Origin of the sequence: Streptomyces sp. NPDC005820 (assembly GCF_040630255.1) — a bacterium.
Lineage (GTDB): Bacteria > Actinomycetota > Actinomycetes > Streptomycetales > Streptomycetaceae > Streptomyces.
Window position 1 is genome coordinate 60,699 of record NZ_JBEXXE010000012.1, and the last position, 20,939, is coordinate 81,637.

A 20,939-nucleotide genomic window follows, 5' to 3' on the forward strand; every position below is an offset into this window, starting at 1 on the left:
GCATGAAACTCACCGTGGTAGGCGGCGGTTCGACCTACACCCCCGAGCTGATCGACGGCTTCGCACGGCTGCGCGACACCCTCCCGCTCCAGGAGCTGGTCCTGGTCGACCCGGCCGCCGAACGCCTGGAGCTGGTCGGCGGACTGGCGCGGCGGATCTTCGCCCGGCAGGGTCACCCCGGCCGGATCGTCACCACCTCCGACCTGGACGCGGCCGTCGACGGCGCCGACGCCGTCCTGCTGCAGCTCCGCGTAGGCGGCCAGGCGGCCCGTGAGCAGGACGAGACCTGGCCCCTGGAGTGCGGCTGCGTCGGCCAGGAGACCACCGGCGCCGGCGGCCTGGCCAAGGCGCTGCGCACGGTCCCCGTGGTCCTGGACATCGCCGAACGGGTCCGCCGTACGAACCCCGGCGCCTGGATCGTCGACTTCACCAACCCGGTCGGCATCGTCACCCGCGCCCTGCTGAAGGAGGGCCACAAGGCGGTCGGCCTGTGCAATGTGGCGATCGGCCTGCAGCGCAAGTTCGCGGCCCTGCTGGACGTGACGCCCGCCGACGTCCACCTGGACCACGTCGGCCTCAACCACCTCACCTGGGAGACCGGCGTACGCCTGGGCGGTCCCGAGGGCGAGAACGTCCTGCCGGGCCTCCTCGCGGACCACGGCGACACGATCGCCGGCGACCTCCGCCTGCCCCTCCCCCTGCTGCGCCGCCTCGGCGTGGTCCCCTCCTACTACCTGCGCTACTACTACGCCCACGACGAGGTCGTACAGGAGCTGCGCACGAAGCCGTCCAGGGCGGCCGAGGTGGCGGCGATGGAACGGCAACTGCTGGAGATGTACGGCGACCCGGCGCTCGACGAGAAGCCGGAGCTGCTCGCCAAGCGCGGCGGCGCCTTCTACTCGGAGGCGGCCGTGGACCTGGTGGCGGCGTTGCTCACGGGGGCGGGAAGCCCGTACCAGGTGGTGAACACGCTCAACGACGGCACACTGCCCTTCCTCCCCGACGACGCGGTGATCGAGGTGCAGGCGGCGGTGGGTCAGAAGGGCCCCTCGCCGCTGCCCGTGGCGCCCGTGGACCCCCTGTACGCGGGTCTGATGGCGAACGTGACGGCGTACGAGGACCTGGCCCTGGACGCGGCGCTGCGCGGCGGCCGCGACCGCGTGTTCCAGGCCCTCCTCGCCCATCCCCTGATCGCCCAGTACGGGTACGCCGACCAGCTGACCGACCGACTGATCGCACACAACCGGGAGCACCTCGCGTGGGCCTGACCGCAAGCGTCCTCGCCATCGACGCGGGCAACAGCAAGACCGACGTGGCGGTGGTGGCCGCCGACGGGGAGGTGCTCGCCACCGCCCGCGGCGCCGGCTTCCGCCCGCCCGCCGTCGGTGTCACCGCGGCCGTGGACGCCCTCGCCGACACCGTCACGCGCGCGTACGCCTCCGCCGGCGTCACCTCGGTGGCCCATGTCTCCGCCTGTCTGGCCAACGCCGACCTGCCGGTGGAGGAGGAGCAGCTGGCCGCGGCCCTGCACGCGCGCGCGTGGGGCACGACCGTCGACGTCCGCAACGACACCTTCGCCATCCTGCGGGCCGGCGTGCCCGACCCCCGGGGCGTGGCCGTGGTCTGCGGCGCCGGCATCAACTGCGTCGGCATGCGCCCCGACGGCGGCACCGCCCGTTTCCCGGCCCTGGGCCGCCTCTCCGGCGACTGGGGCGGCGGCTGGGGGCTGGCCGAGGAGGCGATCTGGCACGCGGCCCGCGCGGCGGACGGCAGAGGCCCCGCCACCGCCCTGATCCGCACCCTCCCCGCCCACTTCGACCGCCCCGACATGTACGCCCTCATCGAGGCCCTCCACCTGGAGCAGATCCCGGACCTGCGCCGCCACGAACTGACCCCCGTCCTGTTCGAGACGGCCGCACAGGGAGACACGGTGGCCCGCGCGATCGTCGACCGCCTGGCGGAGGAGGTCGTCACGATGGCGACGGTGGCCCTGACCCGGCTGGACCTCCTGGCGGAGGAGACCCCGGTCCTCCTGGGCGGCGGCGTCCTGACGGCGGGTCACGGCCAACTCGACGACGGAATCCGGGAACGCCTTCAGGCGCGGGCGCCGAAGGCGGTGGCCCGGGTGGTAAGCGCGCGCCCGGTGCTGGGGGCGGCCCTGCTGGGCCTGGACCGGATGGAGTCGGGGGCGAAAGCTCAGGGAAGAGTAAGGGAGTTCTTCGGGGCGTGAAAGGAACCGCGTGAAAGGAACCGAACACACGCCCACGACGTATTCATGAACAGGGGTGACTGCGATCTGATCAAGATCCAGTGAAGGCCGGTGCGCATTGTCACTCCCGCCAGCGATACTTGCGGCGAGGCATGACCATGGGGGAGGTCAGAACGTGGCACACCCGCCAACGACCAGCACAGCACCGCCACCGACGCCCACACGCCGCACGGCGTTCGCGGAGGGCGTCGACAAGGCCCGCGCCGCCGCGACGACGGAGCCGGGACGGCTCCGGATCATCGGCGCCGTCCTCGCCCTCCTCGTGGTCGCCTTCGGCGCCGTCACCGCCTGGCAGACCGCCGACCGCGCCGCCGCGGCCGACGACGTGCTGCACAAGAGCCAGCCGCTGAGCGCGGCCGCGGCCGACATCTACCGTTCCCTGGCCGACGCCAACACGGCGGCCTCCAGCGGCTTCCTGGCGGGCGGTCAGGAGACGGCCACCTCCCGCAAGCAGTACGAGGAGGACATCGACAAGGCGGCCGCCGAACTGGTCAGGGCCGCCAACAGCTCCGACCCGGACTCCCCCTCCGCCGATGCCATCACCAAGCTGAACACCCTGCTCCCGGAGTACAAGGGCCTGGTCGAGCGCGCGCGGACGTACAACCGTCAGGGCTTCCCGGTCGGCGGCGCGTATCTGCGGTACGCGAACCAGAAGATGCAGGACGAGATGCTCCCGGAGGCGGAGAAGCTCTACACCAAGGAGAACCAGCGCCTCGAGGACGACTACGCCGACGCCACCCCCTATCCGTGGGCGGCGATCGCGCTGGGCGTCCTCGCGCTGGCCGCCCTGGCATGGGCCCAGCACCGCAACTACCGCCGTACGAACCGGGTCCTGAACCACGGCCTGGTCGCGGCCACGGCGACCGCCACCGTCGTCCTGCTGTGGCTCGTCATCGGCCACAGCGTGGCGCGCGCGGGACTGAACGACTCCTACGACCACGGCGTCCGCTCCCTGACCGTGCTGCACGACGCGCGGATCGCGTCCCTGAAGGCGCGCGGCAACGAGAACCTCACGCTGGTCGCGCGCGGCGCCGAGACCGAGACGATCACGGTCGACGGCAAGGAGGAGACGGTCGACAAGTACGACCACGAGTTCACCACCGACATGAACGCCCTCGGCGCGGGACTCGCGCGGGCGGCGAAGCTCGCCGACGACCAGGCGGGCGAGAAGCCGGTCACCTCGGCGGAGGGCAACATGGAGGTGTGGAAGGAGCGCCACTCCTCGGCCCGCGAGCAGGACGACTACGGCAACTACGAGCAGGCGCTGGCCCTGGTGATCGGCGACAAGGGCGCGACCGCCGAGTGCTTCGCCAGTGTCGACGAGAACCTGGAGAAGGCGCTCGACCACGAGCAGAAGGAGTTCCAGCAGGCGGCCGGGGACGGTCTGGACGCGATGACCGGTCTGACGGCCGGCGCGGCCGTCCTCGCGGTGCTGGGTGCGGCGGGCGCGGTCCTCGGCGTCGGCCGCAGGCTGTCGGAGTACCGGTGAGAGGGGGCGTGACGATGCGCGCACGACGTGTGCGGGACGGTCTGAGGGGCTGGGGCGGCGTGGGGGCGATGGCGGTCGTCTGCGCCCTCGCCCTGACCTGTGTGCTGCTGCTGCCGCTGACCACCGGCTCCCGGGGGGACGGCTCGACGGGCCTGGCGGGCCCGCGGATCGCCGAGGGGACCGCGGCGGCGGACTCCGAGTGCACGGACCCGGAGAAGCAGACCCTGCCGCCGTCCGGCGCGGACGGCGCGACGATCGCCGCGATCAAGGCGCGCAAGGGCGAGAAGCGCAAGCTGATCGTCGGCGTCGACCAGAACAGCTACCGCTGGGGCTACCGCGACCCGAACAACGCGGGTGCGGAGCTGGAGGGTTTCGACATCGACCTGGTGCGCCGGATCGCCCGGGACATCCTCGGCGACCCGAAGGCCGTCCAGTTCAAGGCCATCCCGACCAACCAGCGCATCCCGGCCCTCCAGGAACACCGGGTCGACATGGTCGTCCGCACGATGACGATCACCTGTAAGCGCATCGGCCAGGTCGCGTTCTCCGCGCCGTACTTCAAGACCGGCCAGCAGGTCCTCGCCCCCAAGTCCTCGAAGATCGACGGCTACGACGGCACACTGGCCGGCAAGAAGGTCTGCACGGCGGCCAGTTCGACGGCCAACGGCCAGCTCACCGAGGACCGCAAGGCGGGCCGCATACCCAAGAACGTCAACCTGGAGACGGTCGTCCCCAACCAGTTGGACTGCCTGGTGCGGCTCCAGCTCGGCGAGGTCGACGCGGTCGTCACCGACGGCGCGCTCGCGGCGAGCCAGGCCGCCCAGGATCCGACGGTGACGCTCAAGGGCGGCCCGTTCACGACCGAGTACTACGGCGTGGCGATGAACGCGAAGGCGAGCGATCTGGTCAGCCGGGTCAACCGGATCCTCGTGGAGTACCGGGCGGACGGCTGGCAGACGTCGTACGACAGGTGGCTGTCGGCGACACTGGGCCCCGACGCGGGGCTGTCGAAACCGCCCGCTCCCGTGTACCTGCGCAAGAGCTGACGGACCGGCAGGCGGGCAGGCGGGCAACGGACCGGACCAACGACCTAACACACAGCAGCGGAGAGGTGATCGATGGGCGTCACGGGAGCCCCCGGGCCGGTGATGGACCGGGACGAGGTCGACCGTGCGCTGGCGCGGCTCGGCGCGGAGCACGAGGCGATCGAGACCTCGCTCCTCGCCCTGCAGGACCACGCGGGCCGACGGCTCCTGGAGGGCGCCCGGCTGACCGGGGTCACCGAGCGGCGCTGGACGTCCGCGGAGGCGCAGATCACCCTGCTGTGGGCGTACTTCGACGCGTACACGGACGCGTTGCGCTCCGCGCGGGAGATCCGCTCGCGCCGCCGCTGGTCCAGCCGTGAGGACCTGGTGGAGCTGACGGAGCTGCTGCGCGGCGAGTCCGTCACGGTCGCCGGCTCGGCCACGGCCACGGCGAACGCGCCGACGCTGGTCGGCACCGGCAAGCTCAGCCAGAGCTTCTCCCTGGCCGCCCTCGTCGACACGATGAACGACCTGTACGCCTCGTCGCTGGACATGGTCGTCGCCGCCGACGCGGTGTGGTCGGCGCTGCCCGCGCGGATCGATTTACTGGCCGCGGAGCTCCAGCGCACCCGGCAGCTCGCGCACTCGGTGGGCGTGCGCCCGGGCGAGCACCCGGCGGGCGACGACCTGGAGCGCATCACGGGCACGCTGACCCGGCTGCGCGAGGAGGTGGTGTCGGACCCGCTGGCGTACTGGGTGCCGACGCAGGGCAGTTCGGCGCCCGGCGGCGGCCGTCCGGACACCACGGTGTACGACCGTGAGGCGCGCGCCCTGGAGGACGTACGGCGGGAGATCGACGCCGTTCTGACGGTCCGGCAGGACGCCGAGCAGCGGCTGGTCAGGCTGCGGGACGTCCTCAGCCGCGCCGACCGCACACTCGCCGAGGCGCGCACCGCGCGCGGTGAGGTCCTCGCGAAGATCGCCGCGACGGAGGTGCCGGTGGTCAGCGGACCGCCGACCGTGCTGCAGGAGCAGCTGGCGACGGCCGCGGAGTACCGCCGGCACGCGCAGTGGCACCGGCTGTCCCCGCTCCTGGAGTCGCTGGAGCAGAAGGCGGAGGACGAGCTGCTGCGCGCCCGTGAGTCGCTCACGGCGGTCACCGCGCCGCTGGCGGTGCGGGCGGAGCTGCGGGGCCGGCTCGACGCGTACAAGGCGAAGGTGGCCCGGCACGGCCTCGCCGAGGACCCGTTCCTCATCGAGCGCTACGACGCGGCGCGCCGCATGCTGTGGAGCGCGCCCTGCGATCTGCGCGTCGCCGAACAGGCCGTCCTGCGCTACCAGCAGGCGGCCGCCGAACTGCTGTCCGCCCCGCGCGTACCGGAGCAGGGCGGGCCTCAGGACCACAGGGGGGAGCGGTAGCCATGAGTCAGGCGGGGCAGACGTGTCAGCGGCCGGGCTGCGAGGGGGCGTACGAGGACGTGGGCGGCGGCGAGCTGTACTGCGACACGTGCGGGCTCGCCCCGGTCGTCTCGGCGGGAGGCCTGGACGGCCCGGCCGGCACCGGCGGGAGCCGCGGCAGCTCCAGCACCCCGGCCAGTTCCCGCAGTGCGCGCAGTGCGCGGACGTCGTCGCAGTCGGCGAAGTCGCGCCGCTCGGTGTCGGGACGGCTCTCGCGCTCCCTGTCGGGCAAGTCGACGGGCCGCTCGGTGTCGGTGCGCAGCTCCGGCTCGTCGGCCGGTTCCTCCGGGCGGGCGCGGCTCGGGGTCGGTCTGGTGTCGGTGCCGCAGGTGCCGCGCCCGGACCCGCGCGCGATGGTGCTGGACGACCCGGAGGTGCCCGAGCGCAAGCGGTTCTGCTCGCGCTCCGACTGCGGTGCGCCGGTGGGCCGTTCGCGCGGTGAGCTGCCGGGGCGCACGGAGGGCTTCTGCACCAAGTGCGGCAACCCGTACTCGTTCGTGCCGAAGCTACGGTCCGGGGACGTCGTGCACGGCCAGTACGAGGTCGCGGGCTGTCTGGCGCACGGCGGTCTGGGCTGGATCTACCTCGCGGTGGACCGGGCGGTCTCGGACCGCTGGGTGGTGCTGAAGGGCCTGCTGGACACCGGCGACCAGGACGCGATGGCGGCCGCGATCTCCGAGCGGCGCTTCCTCGCCGAGATCGAGCACGCCAACATCGTGCGGATCTACAACTTCGTCGAGCACCTCGACCAGCGGACCGGCTCGCTCGACGGCTACATCGTGATGGAGTACGTCGGCGGCAAGTCCCTCAAGGAGATCGCCAACACCCGCCGCAGCACCGACGGCAAGCGGGACCCGCTGCCGGTGGAGCAGGCCTGCGCGTACGGCATCGAGGCCCTGGAGGCGCTCGGGCATCTGCACAGCCGCAATCTGCTGTACTGCGACTTCAAGGTCGACAACGCGATCCAGACCGAGGACCAGCTCAAGCTGATCGACATGGGCGCGGTGCGCAGGATGGACGACGAGGAGTCGGCCATCTACGGCACGGTCGGCTACCAGGCGCCGGAGGTCGCGGAGGTCGGCCCGTCGGTGGCCAGCGACCTCTACACCGTCGGCCGCACGCTGGCCGTCCTGACCTTCGACTTCCAGGGCTACACGACGGTCTTCGTCGACTCGCTGCCGGACCCGGACAACATCGAGGTCTTCCGCCGGTACGAGTCGTTCTACCGGCTGCTGGTGCGGGCCACCGATCCCGACCCGGCCCGCCGGTTCGCCTCCGCGCAGGAGATGGCCGAGCAGCTCACGGGGGTGCTGCGGGAGGTCGTCTCGGTGCAGAGCGGCAAGGCCCGGCCGGCCCTGTCGACGCTGTTCGGGCCCGAGGTGAGGGTCACGGACAGCGAGCTGTTCCCGAAGCTGGACGGGGAGGTGTCGCGGCTGGGCACCCGGACCGTCGTCCCACGCCGCCGGTTCGGCGGCCCGACGACCGGAGCTTCGCCCAACGGCGGCTCGACTACCGGCAGTTCGGCTGTCGGCGCTTCGGCTGTCGGCGGCTCGGCCGGCGGCGCTTCGGCTGTCGGCGGCTCGGCCGGCGGCGCTTCGGCCGGCGGCGGTTCAGCCGGCGGTAGCTCGGCCGGCGGCGGTTCAGCCGGCGGTAGCTCGGCCGGCGGCGGCTCGGCCGGCGGCGGCTCGGCCGGCGGCGGCTCGGCCGGCGGCGGTTCAGCCGGCGGTAGCTCGGCCGGTGGCGGCTCGGCTCACGGTGCTTCGCGTTCCGTCGCCCCGGCCACGGGTGCCTCGGTCGCCGGTGGTCCCGTCCCGGCTCTTCCCTCCGCGTCCGGGAACTCCTCCGGTGCGCTGGTGCGGACCGTCGCCGCGCCGGCCGCCGGGCTCGCGCTGCCCGTTCCGCACGTGGACCCCGCCGACCCCAACGCGGGTTTCCTGGCGGGGCTTTCGGCGTCCGCGCCGGGCGAGGTGATCACGGCCCTCACGGCCGCGCCGGCGCCGTCCGTGGAGACCCGGCTGCGGCAGGTCCGCGCCTGGCTGGAGAACGGCGACCAGCAGGCGGCCCTGCAGTCCCTCGGCACACTGGAGGGCGAACGGCCCGACGACTGGCGGGTGGTCTGGTACCGGGGCGTGGCCTCGCTGGCCACCGGCGACCACGCGGGCGCCGCGCTCGCCTTCGACGCGATCTACGACGCCTTCCCGGGCGAGCCCGCGCCCAAGCTGGCGCTCGGTCTGTGCGCGGAGGTGCTGGGCCAGTTGGACAACGCGGCCGAGTACTACCGGCTGGTGTGGTCGACCGACCCGAGCTATGTGAGCGCGGCGTTCGGCCTCGCGCGCGTGCAGCTCGCGGCCGGGGACCGCCGTAGTGCCGTACGGACGCTGGAGTCGGTACCGGAGTCGTCCATCCACTACACGGCCGCGCGGGTGGCGGCGGTGCGGGCGCGGCTCAGGCAGCGGACGGCGGTCGCCGCCGACGTACCCTTCCAGGAGGACCTCACCGCGGCGGCGGCGCAGGTCGAGGCGCTGGACGCGTACGGACTGGACCCCACGCGGCGGGAGCAGTTGTCGGCGGAAGTCCTCGGCTGCGCGCTGGACTGGATACTCTCCGGGGGCCAGGGCGCCGGCCCGGACGCCCGGCGGCCGCTGCTCGGCGCTCAACTCGACGAGCGGGGGCTGCGCTTCGGCCTGGAGCGCTCGTACCGCACGCTGGCCCGGCTGGCGACACGCGGTGAGGAGAGGATCGACCTGGTGGAACGTGCCAATCGTTACCGCCCCCGGACGTGGGTGTAGTTGATGTCCCAGATGCCCCGGCAGGCCGCCCTGCCGACGTGTCCGAGCTGCGCGGAGCCGCTCGACGCGGGTGACCGTTACTGCGGCGCGTGCGGATTCGACCTGTCGGTCGTGCCGCACCGCCCGGACGACCACCCGACCCTCACGATGAACGGCACGGCCGCCCCGACGGCTCCGGCTGCTCCGGCGGCGCTGGCCGGGTGGGCCACCGCCCCGACGGCCGCACCGACGGCCGCACCGACGCCCGTACCGGCACCGGGGGTCGAGGCGAGCGCGACACCCGCACCGCCCGCCGCCGGGGTCCGGTTCGACCGGCCCGCGGAGCCCGAGGAGTATCCGTTGCAGGCGCCGGATCCGCGGGTCGCCGCCGAGGCCGGCGCGGTCAAGGTGTGCGTGGCCTGCCGGGCCGGGCGGGTCGACGACGACGGGTACTGCGAGAACTGCGGGCACGCCCAGCCGCGCGAACGCGACCACATGGAGCTGGAGTCGGGCCCGGTGGCCGCCGTCAGCGACCGCGGTCTGCGCCACCACCGCAACGAGGACTCCTTCGGCCTCGGCCGCGCCACGCTGCCCGACGGCTCCCCGGCGCTCGTCGCGATCGTCTGCGACGGCGTCTCCTCGGCGACCCGCCCCGACGACGCCTCGATGGCCGCGGCACGGGCGGCCAGCGAGTCGCTGCTGGCGGCCCTGCCCCAGGGCACCCATCCTCAGGCGGCGATGCACGAGGCGATCGTCGCCGCCTCGACCGCGGTCAACGCGCTGGCCGGCGAGCCCGCCACCGCCCGCGAGCACACCCCGCACCAGAACTCCCCCGCCTGCACCCTCGTCGGCACGGTCGTCACCGCGGGGCTGCTGGTCGTCGGCTGGGTCGGCGACAGCCGCGCCTACTGGGTCCCGGCCGACCGCGCCACACCCCCGGCCCGGCTCACCGAGGACGACTCCTGGGCCGCGCAGATGGTCGCCGCGGGCCTGATGAGCGAGGCGGAGGCCTACGCCGACGAGCGCGCCCACGCGATCACCGGCTGGCTCGGCGCCGACGCCTACGAACTGGAGCCGCACACCGCTTCCTTCAAGCCGGACCGTCCGGGCGTGGTGGTGGTGTGCACCGACGGCCTGTGGAACTACGCGGAGGCGGCCGAGGAGATGGCCGAGGTCGTCCCCCTGGACGCCGCCGTACGACCGCTGCACTGCGCCCAGGTCCTCGTCGGTCACGCCCTGGACGGCGGGGGCCACGACAACGTAACAGTGGCCGTCGTACCGTTCCCCGCGCCGCCGCAGGGGGCAGAACACGCCTGAGGGCGCACACGGGGACATCTACGGGTGACACGCCCACGGGCCGGAGGGGACCGGTCCGTACCTTGCGAGGGGGATTCGATCAGCCATGGCCAATTTCTCGAAATCGAACGTGCCGCAGTTCTCGGTGGACGTCTACCAGAACGAATACCTGCCGGAGGGCGGCCGCGAGGTCAACGCGATCGTCACGGTGACCGCGACCGGCGGCGGCACCGTCGGCACGGCGGTCACCGCACCGCATCTGTACAGCCCCGGTCAGGGCCCGTCCGCCGCCGTGGCGATCATGGTGGACTGCTCCGGCTCGATGGACTACCCGCCGGCCAAGATGCGCAACGCGCGGGACGCCACCGCCGCGGCCGTCGACACCCTGCGCGACGGGGTGCACTTCGCGTTGATCGGCGGCACCCATGTGGCCAAGGAGGTGTACCCGGGCGGGGGCCGGCTCGCGGTGGCCGACGCCACCACCCGCGAGCAGGCCAAGCAGGCGCTGCGCCGGCTCAGCGCGGGCGGCGGCACCGCGATCGGCACCTGGCTGCGGCTGGCCGACCGGCTGCTGTCCTCCGCCGAGGTCGGCATCCGGCACGGCATCCTGCTCACCGACGGCCGCAACGAGCACGAGTCGCCGCAGGACCTCAAGGCCGCCCTCGACGACTGCGCGGGCCGGTTCACCTGTGACGCCCGTGGCGTGGGCACCGACTGGGAAGTGAAAGAAGTCACAGGGATCGCCTCCGCCCTGCTCGGCACCGCCGACATCGTCGCCGACCCGACCGGTCTCGCCGCCGACTTCACGCAGATGATGGAGACGGCGATGGGCAAGGAGGTCGCGGACGTCGCGCTGCGCCTGTGGACCCCCCTCGGGACCACCATCAAGTTCGTCAAGCAGGTCGCGCCGACCGTCGAGCAGCTCACCGACCGCCGCACCGAGGCCGGCCCCCGCGCGGGCGACTACCCCACCGGTTCCTGGGGCGACGAGTCCCGCGACTACCACGTGTGTGTCGAGGTCCCGGTCGCGAGCGTGGGCCAGGAGATGCTGGCCGCACGGGTCTCGCTGGTGGTCCCGCAGGCGGACGGCTCGGTGCAGAACCTGGGCGCGCAGGGGCTCGTACGGGCCGTGTGGACCGACGACATGGCGGCCTCGACGTCGATCAATCCGCAGGTCGCGCACTACACGGGTCAGGCCGAACTGGCACAGGTCATCCAGCAGGGGCTGGACCTGCGCAAATCAGGTGATATGGATGGAGCGACGGCCAAACTGGGCCGCGCCGTCCAGCTCGCGAGCGTCTCGGGGAACGCCGATACTGCGAAACTGCTTGCGAAGGTGGTGGACGTGGTCGACGCCACGACAGGTACTGTGCGACTGAAGGCGAAGGTCGCGGAGGCCGACGAGATGACTCTCGAGACCCGGTCCACAAAGACTGTTCGTGTAAAGAAGTGACGTCGGACGACCACGAGGTCACCGAAGGAGAGAGGGGGACGCGCCGACATGCCGACCTGCCCGAACGGACACCAGTCGGGTTCCGACGACTGGTGCGAGGTCTGCGGTCACCGCATGGCCGGTGCCGTACCTCCGCCCCCGCCGCCCCCGCCCACCGCGGGCGGTTACGGTTTCCCGCCCCCGCAGGGCACCCAGCCCGGCGGCGGACGGCATCTGTCGTCCGTGCCGCACCACGAGCCGGAACTCTGCCCGCAGTGCCGTACGCCCCGTGAGGGCGGTGCGCCGTTCTGCGAGGAGTGCCGGTGGAACTTCCTCACCAACACGGCGACCTCGTACACCCCGGCCGCCCCGCGCCCGCCGGCCCCCGGCCCGGGCGGTCCCGGCGGTCCCGGTGGTCCCGGTGGTCCCGGTGGGCGTTTCCAGGGGCCGCCGCCTTCCTTCGGCGGCAGCGACTCCTTCGACTACCAGAGCTCACGGCCCTCGCAGGTGAACCGCCCCGCCGAGCCGATACCGCCCTTCGGCGGCGAGCCGTCCCGGCCGGGTGGGCCCGGTGGCCCGGGTGGTCCCGGTGCGTTCGGGCGGGAGCCCGGCGGTCCGGCGGCCGGTGGACCCGGCGGGTTCGGGAGCGAGCCCGGTGGCCCCGGTGGCCCGGGTGGTCCCGGTGCCTTCGGACGGGAGCCCGGGCGTACGTCGGGTGGTGCCGATGTGTTCGGACGTGAGCCCGGCGGTCCGGCCGGTGGGCCCGGTGGCTTCGGACGCGAACCCGGCGGCCCGCCCGGCGGCGCGTTCGGGCGGGAGCCCGGCGCCACGGCCGGCGGTCCCGGCGCCTTCGGGCGCGACCCGTCCGGTCCCGGCGGGCCCGGTGGTACGGCCGGTGGTCCCGGCGCGTTCGGGCGGGAGCCCTCCGGTCCCGGTGGCCGGCCCTCCGCCGACCCCTTCGGCCGTGAGCCGTCCGGTCCGCCCTCGGACCCCTTCCGCCGTGAACCCGCAGGTCCCGGCGGTCCTGGCGGCCCCGGTGGCCCCTCCGGTTACGGTCCCGATCCCTCGCGTCCGGTGCCCCCGCCGCCCGGTCCCGGCGGCCCCGGTGGGCCCGGGGTTCCGCAGGCCTTCCAGCCGCCCGGTCCCGGAGGCCGGACGGCCCCGCCCGGGTTCCCGCAGGAGACCGGCCGGCCGCAGCCCGGCGGCCCGGGCTTCGGCGGCGCCGACGACGACTGGGTGATCTCCCCGCCGTCGCACCCCGGCCAGGGCGGTCCCGGCCAGGGCGGCGGCTACGGCTACCCGCCGCCCGGCTCCACCCAGGCACCGCCACAGCCCGGCGGCGGCTACGGCTACCCGCAGCCCGGTTCCACGCAGGCTCCGCCCCCGCCCGGCCCGGCGTTCCCGCAACAGCCGGCGACCTGGACGGCGACCATCGGCCCGGACCGCGCGTACTTCATGGCGATGATGCACCGCTCGGGCCCGGAGGCCGCGGGGCTCAACCTGCCCGCGTACTCGCCCGAGCAGCAGCGCACGCTCACCGGCAACCAGGTCACCATCGGCCGCCGCCGGCACTCCACCGGTGAGACCCCCGACATCGACCTGTCGGTGCCACCGGAGGACCCGGGCGTCTCGCACCAGCACGCGGTCCTGGTCCAGCAGCCGGACGGCACCTGGGCGGTCGTCGACCAGAACTCGACGAACGGTACGACGGTCAACGGCGGCGAGGAACCGATCCAGCCGTTCGTGCCGGTACCGCTGCAGGACGGCGACCGGGTGCACGTGGGCGCCTGGACGACGATCACGATCCGCCGGGGCTGAGCACGGCCCGCACGTCGGGGGCTACGGTTCGACGAGCCGCGCCCCCGACGAGCCCGGCAGGGGCCAGGCGTACGGCCCCTCCGGTTGGTCCAGCCACGCCCAGGCGTGCCTCACGCCGACCGTGACGCCGTAGCGCCGCCGGTCCGGCATTCCCTCGCGCTCCCAGAGGGCGTACGCCTCCCGGGGTTCGAGGCTGCCCCGGGTGAGCGACAGCAGGAAGCGGAACAGGTCGCTCTCCCTCGCCCGGCGCGGCACCCCGCTCAGCGCGGTCGGCTCGGGTGCCGGGCGGCTCGCCCCGCGCAGGGGCACGAAGTAGGCGGGGGTGTGCAGGAAGTGCCCCTCGGCGTGCCCGGCGTCCCCTACCGTCAGCGCGACCAGGCCGGTGGCCAGCGGGGTCAGAACGAGCGCACCCGGCCGGCACTGGGCGATCCAGGCGCGCGGGATCGAGGCGAGCCGACAGGTCGCGATGATCCGGTCGAAGGGGGCGCGTTCCGGTACTCCGCGCGCGCCGTCCCCGGTGACGACGGTCGGGTGGTAGCCGGCGGCGGCGAGGTGGCGGCGCGCGGACTCGGTGATCTCCGGGTCCAGGTCGACGGTGGTGACGTGGTCGTCGCCGAGCCGGTACGACAGCAGCGCCGCGTTGTAGCCCGTGCCCGCCCCGATCTCCAGCACCCGGTCACCGGGCTCGACCCGCAGCTCGGCCAGCATCAGCGCCATCAGCGAGGGCTGGCTGCTGGAGGAGAGCAGCTCTCCGTCGCGCAGCCGGGTGGCCAGCGGGGTGTCCTCGTAGGCGCCGCGCACCCATCGCTCCCGGGTGCGCGGGTCGGGGCTCTCGCCCCAGCGCCGCTCGAACCCGCCGGCGCCGCCGGCCGCGCTCACGTAGTAGTACGGCACGAAGAGGTGACGCGGGACCGCCCCGAACGCCTCCCGCCAGCGCGGATCGGCGGCGAAGGCCCCGCTCGCCTCGACGGCGCGCACCATCGCGGCCCGCGCCGAGGCGGCGAGGTCGTCGAGACCGCGGTCGAGGTCGAGCCCACCCATGCCTCCACTGTGCGGCGGAACGGAGGGCGAGGCGAGCGGCCGGGGGGCTCGGTCGGACAGCCCGGGGGTCCTAAGCCTTCCGTCCTCGGTCCCCCCGTCTGAGACCATGGGGGAGTGAAAGAGATTCGGCGCGGCACGCTTCAGGAGCAGACCTTCTACGAGCAGGTCGGCGGGGAGGAGACCTTCCGCCGGCTGGTCCACCGTTTCTACCAGGGAGTAGCTGAGGACCCGCTGCTCAAGCCCATGTATCCCGAGGAGGACCTGGGCCCGGCGGAGGAGCGCCTCGCGCTGTTCCTGATGCAGTACTGGGGCGGTCCCACGACGTACAGCGAGAACCGCGGCCACCCGCGGCTGCGGATGCGGCACGCCCCCTTCGTCGTCGACCGGGCGGCACACGACGCGTGGCTGAGGCACATGCGGGACGCGGTCGACGAGCTCGGGCTCTCCGAGGAGCACGAGGAGACGCTGTGGAACTACCTGACGTACGCGGCGGCGTCGATGGTGAACGCGGCCGACTGACGGTCCCCCTGCCGTAACCGGACAGAAATCCCGTAAGGGTATTGACGGGCCCCCGACCCGCTGTCATGGTTACCCCCGTCGAGACATCAGATGTCTGACGTCAGATCTCCAGCCAACGACTGTACGGTGGCTCCAGACCCGCACCCCGCCCGCCGGAGGCCCCACGATGTCGCTCTCCGAAGACCTCGCCGAACGCCTGCTCAGCGAGATCATCGACGGCACCCACCCGCCGGACGCCGCGCTCCCCCCGGAGGGCGAGCTCGCCGAGCAGGCCTCCGTGAGCCGGCTCACCGTCCGCGAGGCCGTGAAGCAGCTGCGCGCGCAGAACGTCGTACGGGTCGTCCGCGGCCGTGGCACCTACGTGAACCCGCCGGACCGCTGGACCGCGCTGGAGCCGGTGGTGCGCGCCGCGTCCCACTCCTCCCACTCCTCCCACTCCTCCCTGTCCGAGCGTCTGATCGAGGCCCGCCGTCTGATCGAGAACGGCGCCACGGAACTGGCCGCACTCCGCCGCGACGAGACCCATCTCGCCCAGCTGCGCGAGCATCTCGCCACCATGCGGGAGGCCGCCGACGAGCACGACACCGAGAAGTTCGTGCAGGCCGACATCGACTTCCACGCCACCGTGATGCGGGCGACGGGCAACCTCTTCGTCCCGCTCCTCTTCGAACCCTTCGGCGCGCTCCTCGCCGAGGGCCGCCGCGAGACCTCCGCCGTCCCCCAGATCCGCGTCAACGCCATCGCCCACCACGAACAGGTCCTGCGCGCCCTGGAATCCGGCGACCCGGACAAGGCCCGCGAGGCGATGAACGCCCATATGCACCAGACGGCGACGGACTACCGCGCCCACGTGATGAAGCAGCAGTAGCGCCTACGCCGTAACCGCTGCGTCGTAGGCCCTGACGTCGTAGTCCCTGACGTCGTAGTCCCTGACGTCGTAGCCGCCCAGGAACCCCATCCCAGGAACCGCCATGTCCCTACCCCGTCATGCCCTTCCCGAGCCCGAAATAATGGCATATATCCCCCCAGTGAGGACGGTCGCCCCCGCCGAGGTGGCCGCCCGCCTCACCACGGCCCCCCGCCTCGCCGTCCTCGACGACGACCCCACCGGCACCCAGACCGTCAAGGACATCCCGGTCCTCACCACCTGGACCACCGACGACCTCCGCTGGGCCCTGCGCCAGGACAGCCCCGCCTTCTTCGTCCTCACCAACACCCGCAGCCTCTCCCCCCAGGACGCCGCCACCCGCAACCGCGAGATCGCCCGCGCCCTGCACGAGGCCTCGCGGGCCGAGGGCGTCCCGTACGTCATCGCCTCCCGCGGCGACTCCACCCTTCGCGGCCACTTCCCCCTGGAGACGGACGTCCTCGCCGAGGAGCTCGCCGCGACCGGCGCCGCCCCCGACGGAGTCGTCCTCGTCCCCGCGTACATCGAGGCGGGCCGGCTCACGGTCGACTCGGTGCACTGGATGCGCACCCCGGAGGGCCTTCTGCCGGTCGGCGAGAGCGAGTTCGCCCGCGACGCCACCTTCGGCTACACCTCCTCCGCCCTGCCCGACTGGGTGGAGGAGAAGACGAAGGGCCGCGTCCCCTCCGACAAGGTCCTCCGCATCACCCTCACCGACCTGCGCACCGGCGGCCCCGGCCATGTCGCCGGTCTGCTCGCCGGGCTCCGCGACGGCGCCCCCGCGGTCGTGGACGCCGTCTGTGACGACGATCTGCGCGTCCTCGCGCTCGCCCTGGCCGAGGCGGAGGAGAACGGCACCCGGCTCCTGCACCGGGTCGGCCCCTCCTTCGTCCGCGCCCGCGCCGGCCAGCCGGCCCACCCCCCGCTCACCGCCCCCGAACTCGCGCCCCTGCGCGCCGACGCCCCGCACGGCCTGATCGTCGTCGGCTCGCACGTGGGCCTCACCACCCGCCAGCTGAACCGGCTGCGCGAGACGACGACGGACATCGCCGAGTTCGAACTCGACGTCACCCGGCTCCTCGACCCCGCCCGCCGCGACCCGCACATCCACGAGACCGCCGAGGCCGCCGCGCGCGCGATGGCCACCGCCGACACGGTCGTCCGCACCACCCGTACGGTCGTCACGGCCGCCGACCCGGACGAGAGCCTCGCGATCTCGCGCAGCGTCTCGGCCGCGCTGGTGGAGACCGTCCGGCTGATCACCGCGGCCCGCCGCCCCGCGTTCGTCATCGCCAAGGGCGGCATCACCTCCAGCGACACCGCCACCCACGGCCTGGAGATCCGCCGCGCCCGGGCCCGGGGCACCCTGCTGCCCGGCATCGTCTCGCTCTGGCAGCCCGTCGACGGCCCGGCCGCCGGCACCCCCTACATCGTGTTCGCGGGGAACGTCGGCGGCGACGACGCCCTCGCCGACGCGCTCGCCCTGCTCAGGAGCGCCGCCCGATGCTGCTGACCGGCCCCGACGGCCTCAAGGCCCTCACCACCGCCCACGCCGACGGCCGTGCGCTGCCCGGCTTCGTCGCCTACAACCTGGAGACCGTCCAGGGAATCGTCGCGGCGGCCGAGGCGCACCCTCACCATCCCGTACTGATCCAGGCCGGTTCGAGCCCCTTCCAGCACGCGGGCCGCGACCCCCTCATGCGGCTCGCCCTCGACGCGGCGGCCGGCTCCTCCGCCCGCCTCGGCGTCCACCTCGACCACAGCCGCGACCTCGACGAGATCACCGCCTGTCTGAAGGCCGGCTACACCTCCGTCATGGTCGACGGCTCCCACCTCCCCTTCGCCGAGAACATCGCCCTCACCCGCGAGGCGGTCCGCCGGGCCCGTGACCACGGCGCCTGGGTGGAGGCCGAGCTGGGCGCGCTGCCGGGCGACGAGGACGTCTCGACGAACGCGACGGCCTGCGCGGCCGCGCTGACCGACCCGGCCCAGGCGGCGGAGTTCGTCGCCGCGACGGACGTGGACGCGCTGGCGGTCGCGGTCGGCAACGTCCACGGCTTCACCGCCGCACCGATCCGCCTCGACCTGGACCGCCTGTCCGCGATCCACTCCGCGGTCCCCGTCCCGCTGGTCCTGCACGGTGCCAGCGGCGTCCCTGAACCGCAGCTCCGCGCGGCCCTCACCCGGGGCGTCGCCAAGATCAACGTCAACGCGGAGCTGCGCCGGGCGTACCTCGAGGCGACGGCGGCGGCGCTCCCTTCGGCACTCCCCGGTTCGGACGCGGTGAGCGTGTGGTCGGCGGGCCGATCGGCTGTCGCTGCGGCAGCATCGCGAGTGATCAACGCACTGAGCTGAGCCGAGCCGTTCACCTGCGGGCCGTCGTGGGCCGTTCGCACAGTTCCCCGCGCCCCTTCGGCTTGCGCAGCTGCGCCCACCCCGCAAGCGCGGGCGAGCGACACCCACCCCCGCCCAGCACCGGCCAAACCCGCACACCACTCCCCCTTACCCCTCCCCCGTACCCCTCCCCACCGCTCCCCAGAAAGGCCCCACCCCCGATGACCCCCCGTCCCCGCACCGCAGTGATCGGCCTCGGTGCCATGGGCCTCCCCATGGCCACCCGTCTGGCCGCCCACCTCCCCGTAACGGCCTACGACATCTCCCAACCCCGTCTCGACCAGCTCGCGGCAGCGAACGGCACCCCCGCCCCCACCCCCGCCGACGCCGCCCGGGACGCGGACGTCGTCCTCCTCGCCGTACGCGACCAGCCCCAGGTCGACGCCGCCCTCTTCGGCGCGGACGGTGTCGCCGGGACCCTCCGTCCCGGCGCCGTCGTGGTCCTCACCAGCACCGTCGGCCCCGAGGCCGCCCGCGCCACGGCGGCCCGCCTCGCCGAGCAGGGCGTCCTCACCGTCGACGCCCCGGTCAGCGGCGGCCCGGTCCGCGCCGGCGACGGCGATCTGCTGATCGTCGTAGGAGCCGAGGACAAGGCCCTCGATCTGGCCCGCCCGGTCCTGGACCTGCTGGCCTCCACCCTCACGGTCGTGGGCCGAAGCCCCGGTGACGGCCAGTCCCTCAAGGCGATCAACCAGCTCCTCGCCGGCGTCCACATCGCCGCCGCAGCGGAGGCGATCGCGCTGGCCCGCGGCCTCGGCCTCGACCCGGCCACCGTCGTGGAGAGCCTCCGGCACGGCGCCGCGGGCTCGTTCATGTTCGCCGACCGCGGCCCCCGCATGGTCGAGACGTACGCGGACGGCGCCGCCCCCGAGGTGAAGTCCCGTCTCGACATCTTCGTGAAGGACATGGGCATCGTCACCGGCATCGCGAAGGACGCCCACGTGCCCGTCCCGCTCGCCTCCGCCGCCCAGCAGCTCTACCTCCTCGGCGAGGCCGCCGGCCTGGCCGCACACGACGACTCCTCGGTCGTCACCGTCCTCTCCCCGAAGGCGCCCACCACCGGAGGCACCAGATGAGCCACACCACTCTCCTCCTCATCGCCGCGATCGGCGTCGCCACCCTGCTGCTGCTCATCCTGCGGGCCAAGGTGCAGCCGTTCGTCGCCCTGGTCGTCGTCTCCATCGGCGTCGCGCTCAGCGCCGGAGTCCCGGCCGCGGACCTGGTGAAGACCATCGAGGAGGGCATGGGCTCCACCCTCGGGCACATCGCCACGATCATCGCCCTGGGCGCGATGATCGGCCGGATCATCGAACTCTCCGGCGGCGCGGCCTCGTTCGCCCACTCGCTCATCGACCGCTTCGGCTCCAAGCGCACCCCGCTCGCGCTCACGGTCGCCGGTTTCGTCCTCGGCATCCCGGTCTTCTTCGAGGTCGGACTGATCATCCTGATGCCGATCGCGTACGGCGTGGCCCGCGCCTCCCGCAAGCCGCTCCTGGTCTACGCCCTCCCGATGGGCGCGGCGATGCTCACCGTGCACGCCTTCCTGCCCCCGCACCCCGGCGCGGTCGCCGTCACCCAGGCCATCGGCGCCGACCAGGGCCTGGTCCTGCTGCTGGGCATCCCGGTCACGGCGGTCGTCGTCCTCCTCGGCTACCTGGTCTCGCGCCGGATGACCCGCCGCGAGTACCCGATGGACCCGGCGGTGTACGCGGAGGTCTACGGCGAGGAGCCCACCGGCGGTTCGGCCTCCGGCGCTCCTTCGGTCCCCGCGGCGGACGACGGCCACGGCACCGCCGTCCTCACCCGGCCGGCCCCCGCCACGACCACCGAGACAGCCCCGCCCGCCCCCTCCTTCGCCATGGTCCTCGCCCTGATCGTCACCCCGATCCTGCTGATCCTGGCCGGCACCCTGGGCCAGAACCTCCTCGCCGAGGGCTCCACGCTCCGCGCGGTCCTCACCGTCCTCGGCGCCCCGATGGTGGCCCTGCTGATCGACGTGGCGCTGTGCGCGTACCTGCTCGGCGCCCGGCGCGGCTGGGACCGCGCGCACATCGCGAACGTGATGGGCTCGGCGCTCCCCTCCGTCGCCATGGTGATCCTGGTGGCGGGCGCGGGCGGGGTCTTCGGCAAGGTGCTGGTGGCGAGCGGCATCGGCGACGCGATCGCCGACGTCCTGGACCGGACCGGGCTGCCCGCCCTCTTCCTGGGCTTCCTCACGGCGCTCACCCTGCGTGCCGCCCAGGGCTCGACGACGGTGGCGCTGATCACGACGGCGGGCATCCTCACCCCGCTGCTCCAGCGCGCCGACCTGTCGACGGGCCAGCTCTCCCTGGTCGCCCTGGCGATGGGCGCGGGCGGTCTCGCCGTCTCGCACATCAACGACGCGGGCTACTGGATGTTCACCCGGCTGACCGGCCTGGACGTGGCCACCGGACTGCGCACCTGGACGGTCCTGACGACCACGATGGGCTTCATCGGCTTCGGTCTGACGGCCGCGCTGTGGCCCCTGGTGTGACCGGGGCG

At 73.6% G+C, this 20,939-nt stretch carries 16 protein-coding genes; 15 read left to right on the plus strand and 1 reads right to left on the minus strand.

Annotated elements, in window-relative coordinates; translation table 11 throughout:
• Positions 1-2 precede the first annotated feature (2 nt).
• From ABZ464_RS16685 to ABZ464_RS16725, 9 genes are all read left to right on the plus strand, one after another.
• Entirely contained in the window at positions 3-1,268 is a 1,266-nt protein-coding gene (locus ABZ464_RS16685; RefSeq protein ID WP_359276974.1) for a 6-phospho-beta-glucosidase, read from the plus strand.
• Positions 1,259-2,230, plus strand: a complete 972-nt coding sequence (locus tag ABZ464_RS16690; protein ID WP_359276977.1) for a BadF/BadG/BcrA/BcrD ATPase family protein — start codon at positions 1,259-1,261, stop codon at positions 2,228-2,230. Before ABZ464_RS16685 ends, ABZ464_RS16690 begins: the two co-directional genes overlap by 10 nt.
• A 154-nt stretch (positions 2,231-2,384) precedes the next feature.
• Entirely contained in the window at positions 2,385-3,758 is a 1,374-nt protein-coding gene (locus ABZ464_RS16695; protein WP_359276980.1) for a hypothetical protein, read from the plus strand.
• A 14-nt stretch (positions 3,759-3,772) separates the two neighbouring features.
• Positions 3,773-4,804 carry a glutamate ABC transporter substrate-binding protein gene (locus tag ABZ464_RS16700; RefSeq protein ID WP_359276983.1) on the plus strand — a complete coding sequence of 344 codons (1,032 nt, stop codon included), beginning with the start codon at positions 3,773-3,775 and terminating at the stop codon, positions 4,802-4,804.
• Between the two features lie 72 nt (positions 4,805-4,876).
• A complete protein-coding gene (locus ABZ464_RS16705; protein WP_359276986.1) occupies positions 4,877-6,202 on the plus strand; it encodes a hypothetical protein in 1,326 nt (441 codons plus the stop codon).
• A 2-nt stretch (positions 6,203-6,204) separates the two neighbouring features.
• Positions 6,205-9,030 carry a tetratricopeptide repeat protein gene (locus tag ABZ464_RS16710; protein WP_359276989.1) on the plus strand — a complete coding sequence of 942 codons (2,826 nt, stop codon included), beginning with the start codon at positions 6,205-6,207 and terminating at the stop codon, positions 9,028-9,030.
• Entirely contained in the window at positions 9,031-10,326 is a 1,296-nt protein-coding gene (locus tag ABZ464_RS16715) for a PP2C family serine/threonine-protein phosphatase (RefSeq protein WP_359276992.1), read from the plus strand.
• A gap of 85 nt (positions 10,327-10,411) precedes the next feature.
• On the plus strand, positions 10,412-11,758 hold the full coding sequence (locus tag ABZ464_RS16720; protein ID WP_359276995.1) for a VWA domain-containing protein: 1,347 nt from the start codon (positions 10,412-10,414) through the stop codon (positions 11,756-11,758).
• 48 nt (positions 11,759-11,806) lie between these two features.
• Positions 11,807-13,555 carry an FHA domain-containing protein gene (locus ABZ464_RS16725; protein ID WP_359276998.1) on the plus strand — a complete coding sequence of 583 codons (1,749 nt, stop codon included), beginning with the start codon at positions 11,807-11,809 and terminating at the stop codon, positions 13,553-13,555.
• 21 nt (positions 13,556-13,576) lie between these two features.
• On the opposite strand, the gene ABZ464_RS16730 is transcribed toward ABZ464_RS16725, so the two are convergent.
• Entirely contained in the window at positions 13,577-14,596 is a 1,020-nt protein-coding gene (locus ABZ464_RS16730; protein ID WP_359277001.1) for a methyltransferase domain-containing protein, read from the minus strand.
• Between the two features lie 114 nt (positions 14,597-14,710).
• Between ABZ464_RS16730 and ABZ464_RS16735 the strand changes: the two genes are divergently transcribed.
• The 6 genes from ABZ464_RS16735 (at position 14,711) to ABZ464_RS16760 (ending at position 20,931) form a co-directional block, all read left to right on the plus strand.
• Positions 14,711-15,115, plus strand: coding sequence for a globin (locus ABZ464_RS16735; protein WP_359277004.1), 405 nt, complete (start codon positions 14,711-14,713; stop codon positions 15,113-15,115).
• Between the two features lie 166 nt (positions 15,116-15,281).
• Positions 15,282-15,983 carry a FadR/GntR family transcriptional regulator gene (locus tag ABZ464_RS16740; protein ID WP_359277007.1) on the plus strand — a complete coding sequence of 234 codons (702 nt, stop codon included), beginning with the start codon at positions 15,282-15,284 and terminating at the stop codon, positions 15,981-15,983.
• Positions 15,984-16,143: 160 nt separating this feature from the next.
• Positions 16,144-17,535, plus strand: coding sequence for a four-carbon acid sugar kinase family protein (locus ABZ464_RS16745; RefSeq protein ID WP_359277010.1), 1,392 nt, complete (start codon positions 16,144-16,146; stop codon positions 17,533-17,535).
• Positions 17,526-18,377 (plus strand): class II fructose-bisphosphate aldolase, encoded by an 852-nt coding sequence (locus ABZ464_RS16750; RefSeq protein WP_359277013.1) that lies wholly within the window; start codon positions 17,526-17,528, stop codon positions 18,375-18,377. Before ABZ464_RS16745 ends, ABZ464_RS16750 begins: the two co-directional genes overlap by 10 nt.
• A gap of 200 nt (positions 18,378-18,577) precedes the next feature.
• On the plus strand, positions 18,578-19,492 hold the full coding sequence (locus ABZ464_RS16755; RefSeq protein ID WP_359277016.1) for an NAD(P)-dependent oxidoreductase: 915 nt from the start codon (positions 18,578-18,580) through the stop codon (positions 19,490-19,492).
• Positions 19,489-20,931 (plus strand): SLC13 family permease, encoded by a 1,443-nt coding sequence (locus ABZ464_RS16760; protein WP_359277019.1) that lies wholly within the window; start codon positions 19,489-19,491, stop codon positions 20,929-20,931. The genes ABZ464_RS16755 and ABZ464_RS16760 overlap by 4 nt, the downstream gene beginning before the upstream one ends.
• Positions 20,932-20,939 lie beyond the last annotated feature (8 nt).

What these genes read in the sequence shown, in the direction of transcription:
- ABZ464_RS16685 (WP_359276974.1), top strand. Translation starts at nt 3, where the DNA reads ATGAAACTCACCGTGGTAGGCGGCGGTTCGACCTACACCCCCGAGCTG.
- ABZ464_RS16700 (WP_359276983.1), top strand. Translation starts at nt 3,773, where the DNA reads ATGCGCGCACGACGTGTGCGGGACGGTCTGAGGGGCTGGGGCGGCGTG.
- ABZ464_RS16705 (WP_359276986.1), top strand. Translation starts at nt 4,877, where the DNA reads ATGGGCGTCACGGGAGCCCCCGGGCCGGTGATGGACCGGGACGAGGTC.
- ABZ464_RS16710 (WP_359276989.1), top strand. Translation starts at nt 6,205, where the DNA reads ATGAGTCAGGCGGGGCAGACGTGTCAGCGGCCGGGCTGCGAGGGGGCG.
- ABZ464_RS16720 (WP_359276995.1), top strand. Translation starts at nt 10,412, where the DNA reads ATGGCCAATTTCTCGAAATCGAACGTGCCGCAGTTCTCGGTGGACGTC.
- ABZ464_RS16725 (WP_359276998.1), top strand. Translation starts at nt 11,807, where the DNA reads ATGCCGACCTGCCCGAACGGACACCAGTCGGGTTCCGACGACTGGTGC.
- ABZ464_RS16730 (WP_359277001.1), bottom strand. Translation starts at nt 14,596, where the DNA reads ATGGGTGGGCTCGACCTCGACCGCGGTCTCGACGACCTCGCCGCCTCG.
- ABZ464_RS16740 (WP_359277007.1), top strand. Translation starts at nt 15,282, where the DNA reads ATGTCGCTCTCCGAAGACCTCGCCGAACGCCTGCTCAGCGAGATCATC.
- ABZ464_RS16750 (WP_359277013.1), top strand. Translation starts at nt 17,526, where the DNA reads ATGCTGCTGACCGGCCCCGACGGCCTCAAGGCCCTCACCACCGCCCAC.
- ABZ464_RS16755 (WP_359277016.1), top strand. Translation starts at nt 18,578, where the DNA reads ATGACCCCCCGTCCCCGCACCGCAGTGATCGGCCTCGGTGCCATGGGC.
- ABZ464_RS16760 (WP_359277019.1), top strand. Translation starts at nt 19,489, where the DNA reads ATGAGCCACACCACTCTCCTCCTCATCGCCGCGATCGGCGTCGCCACC.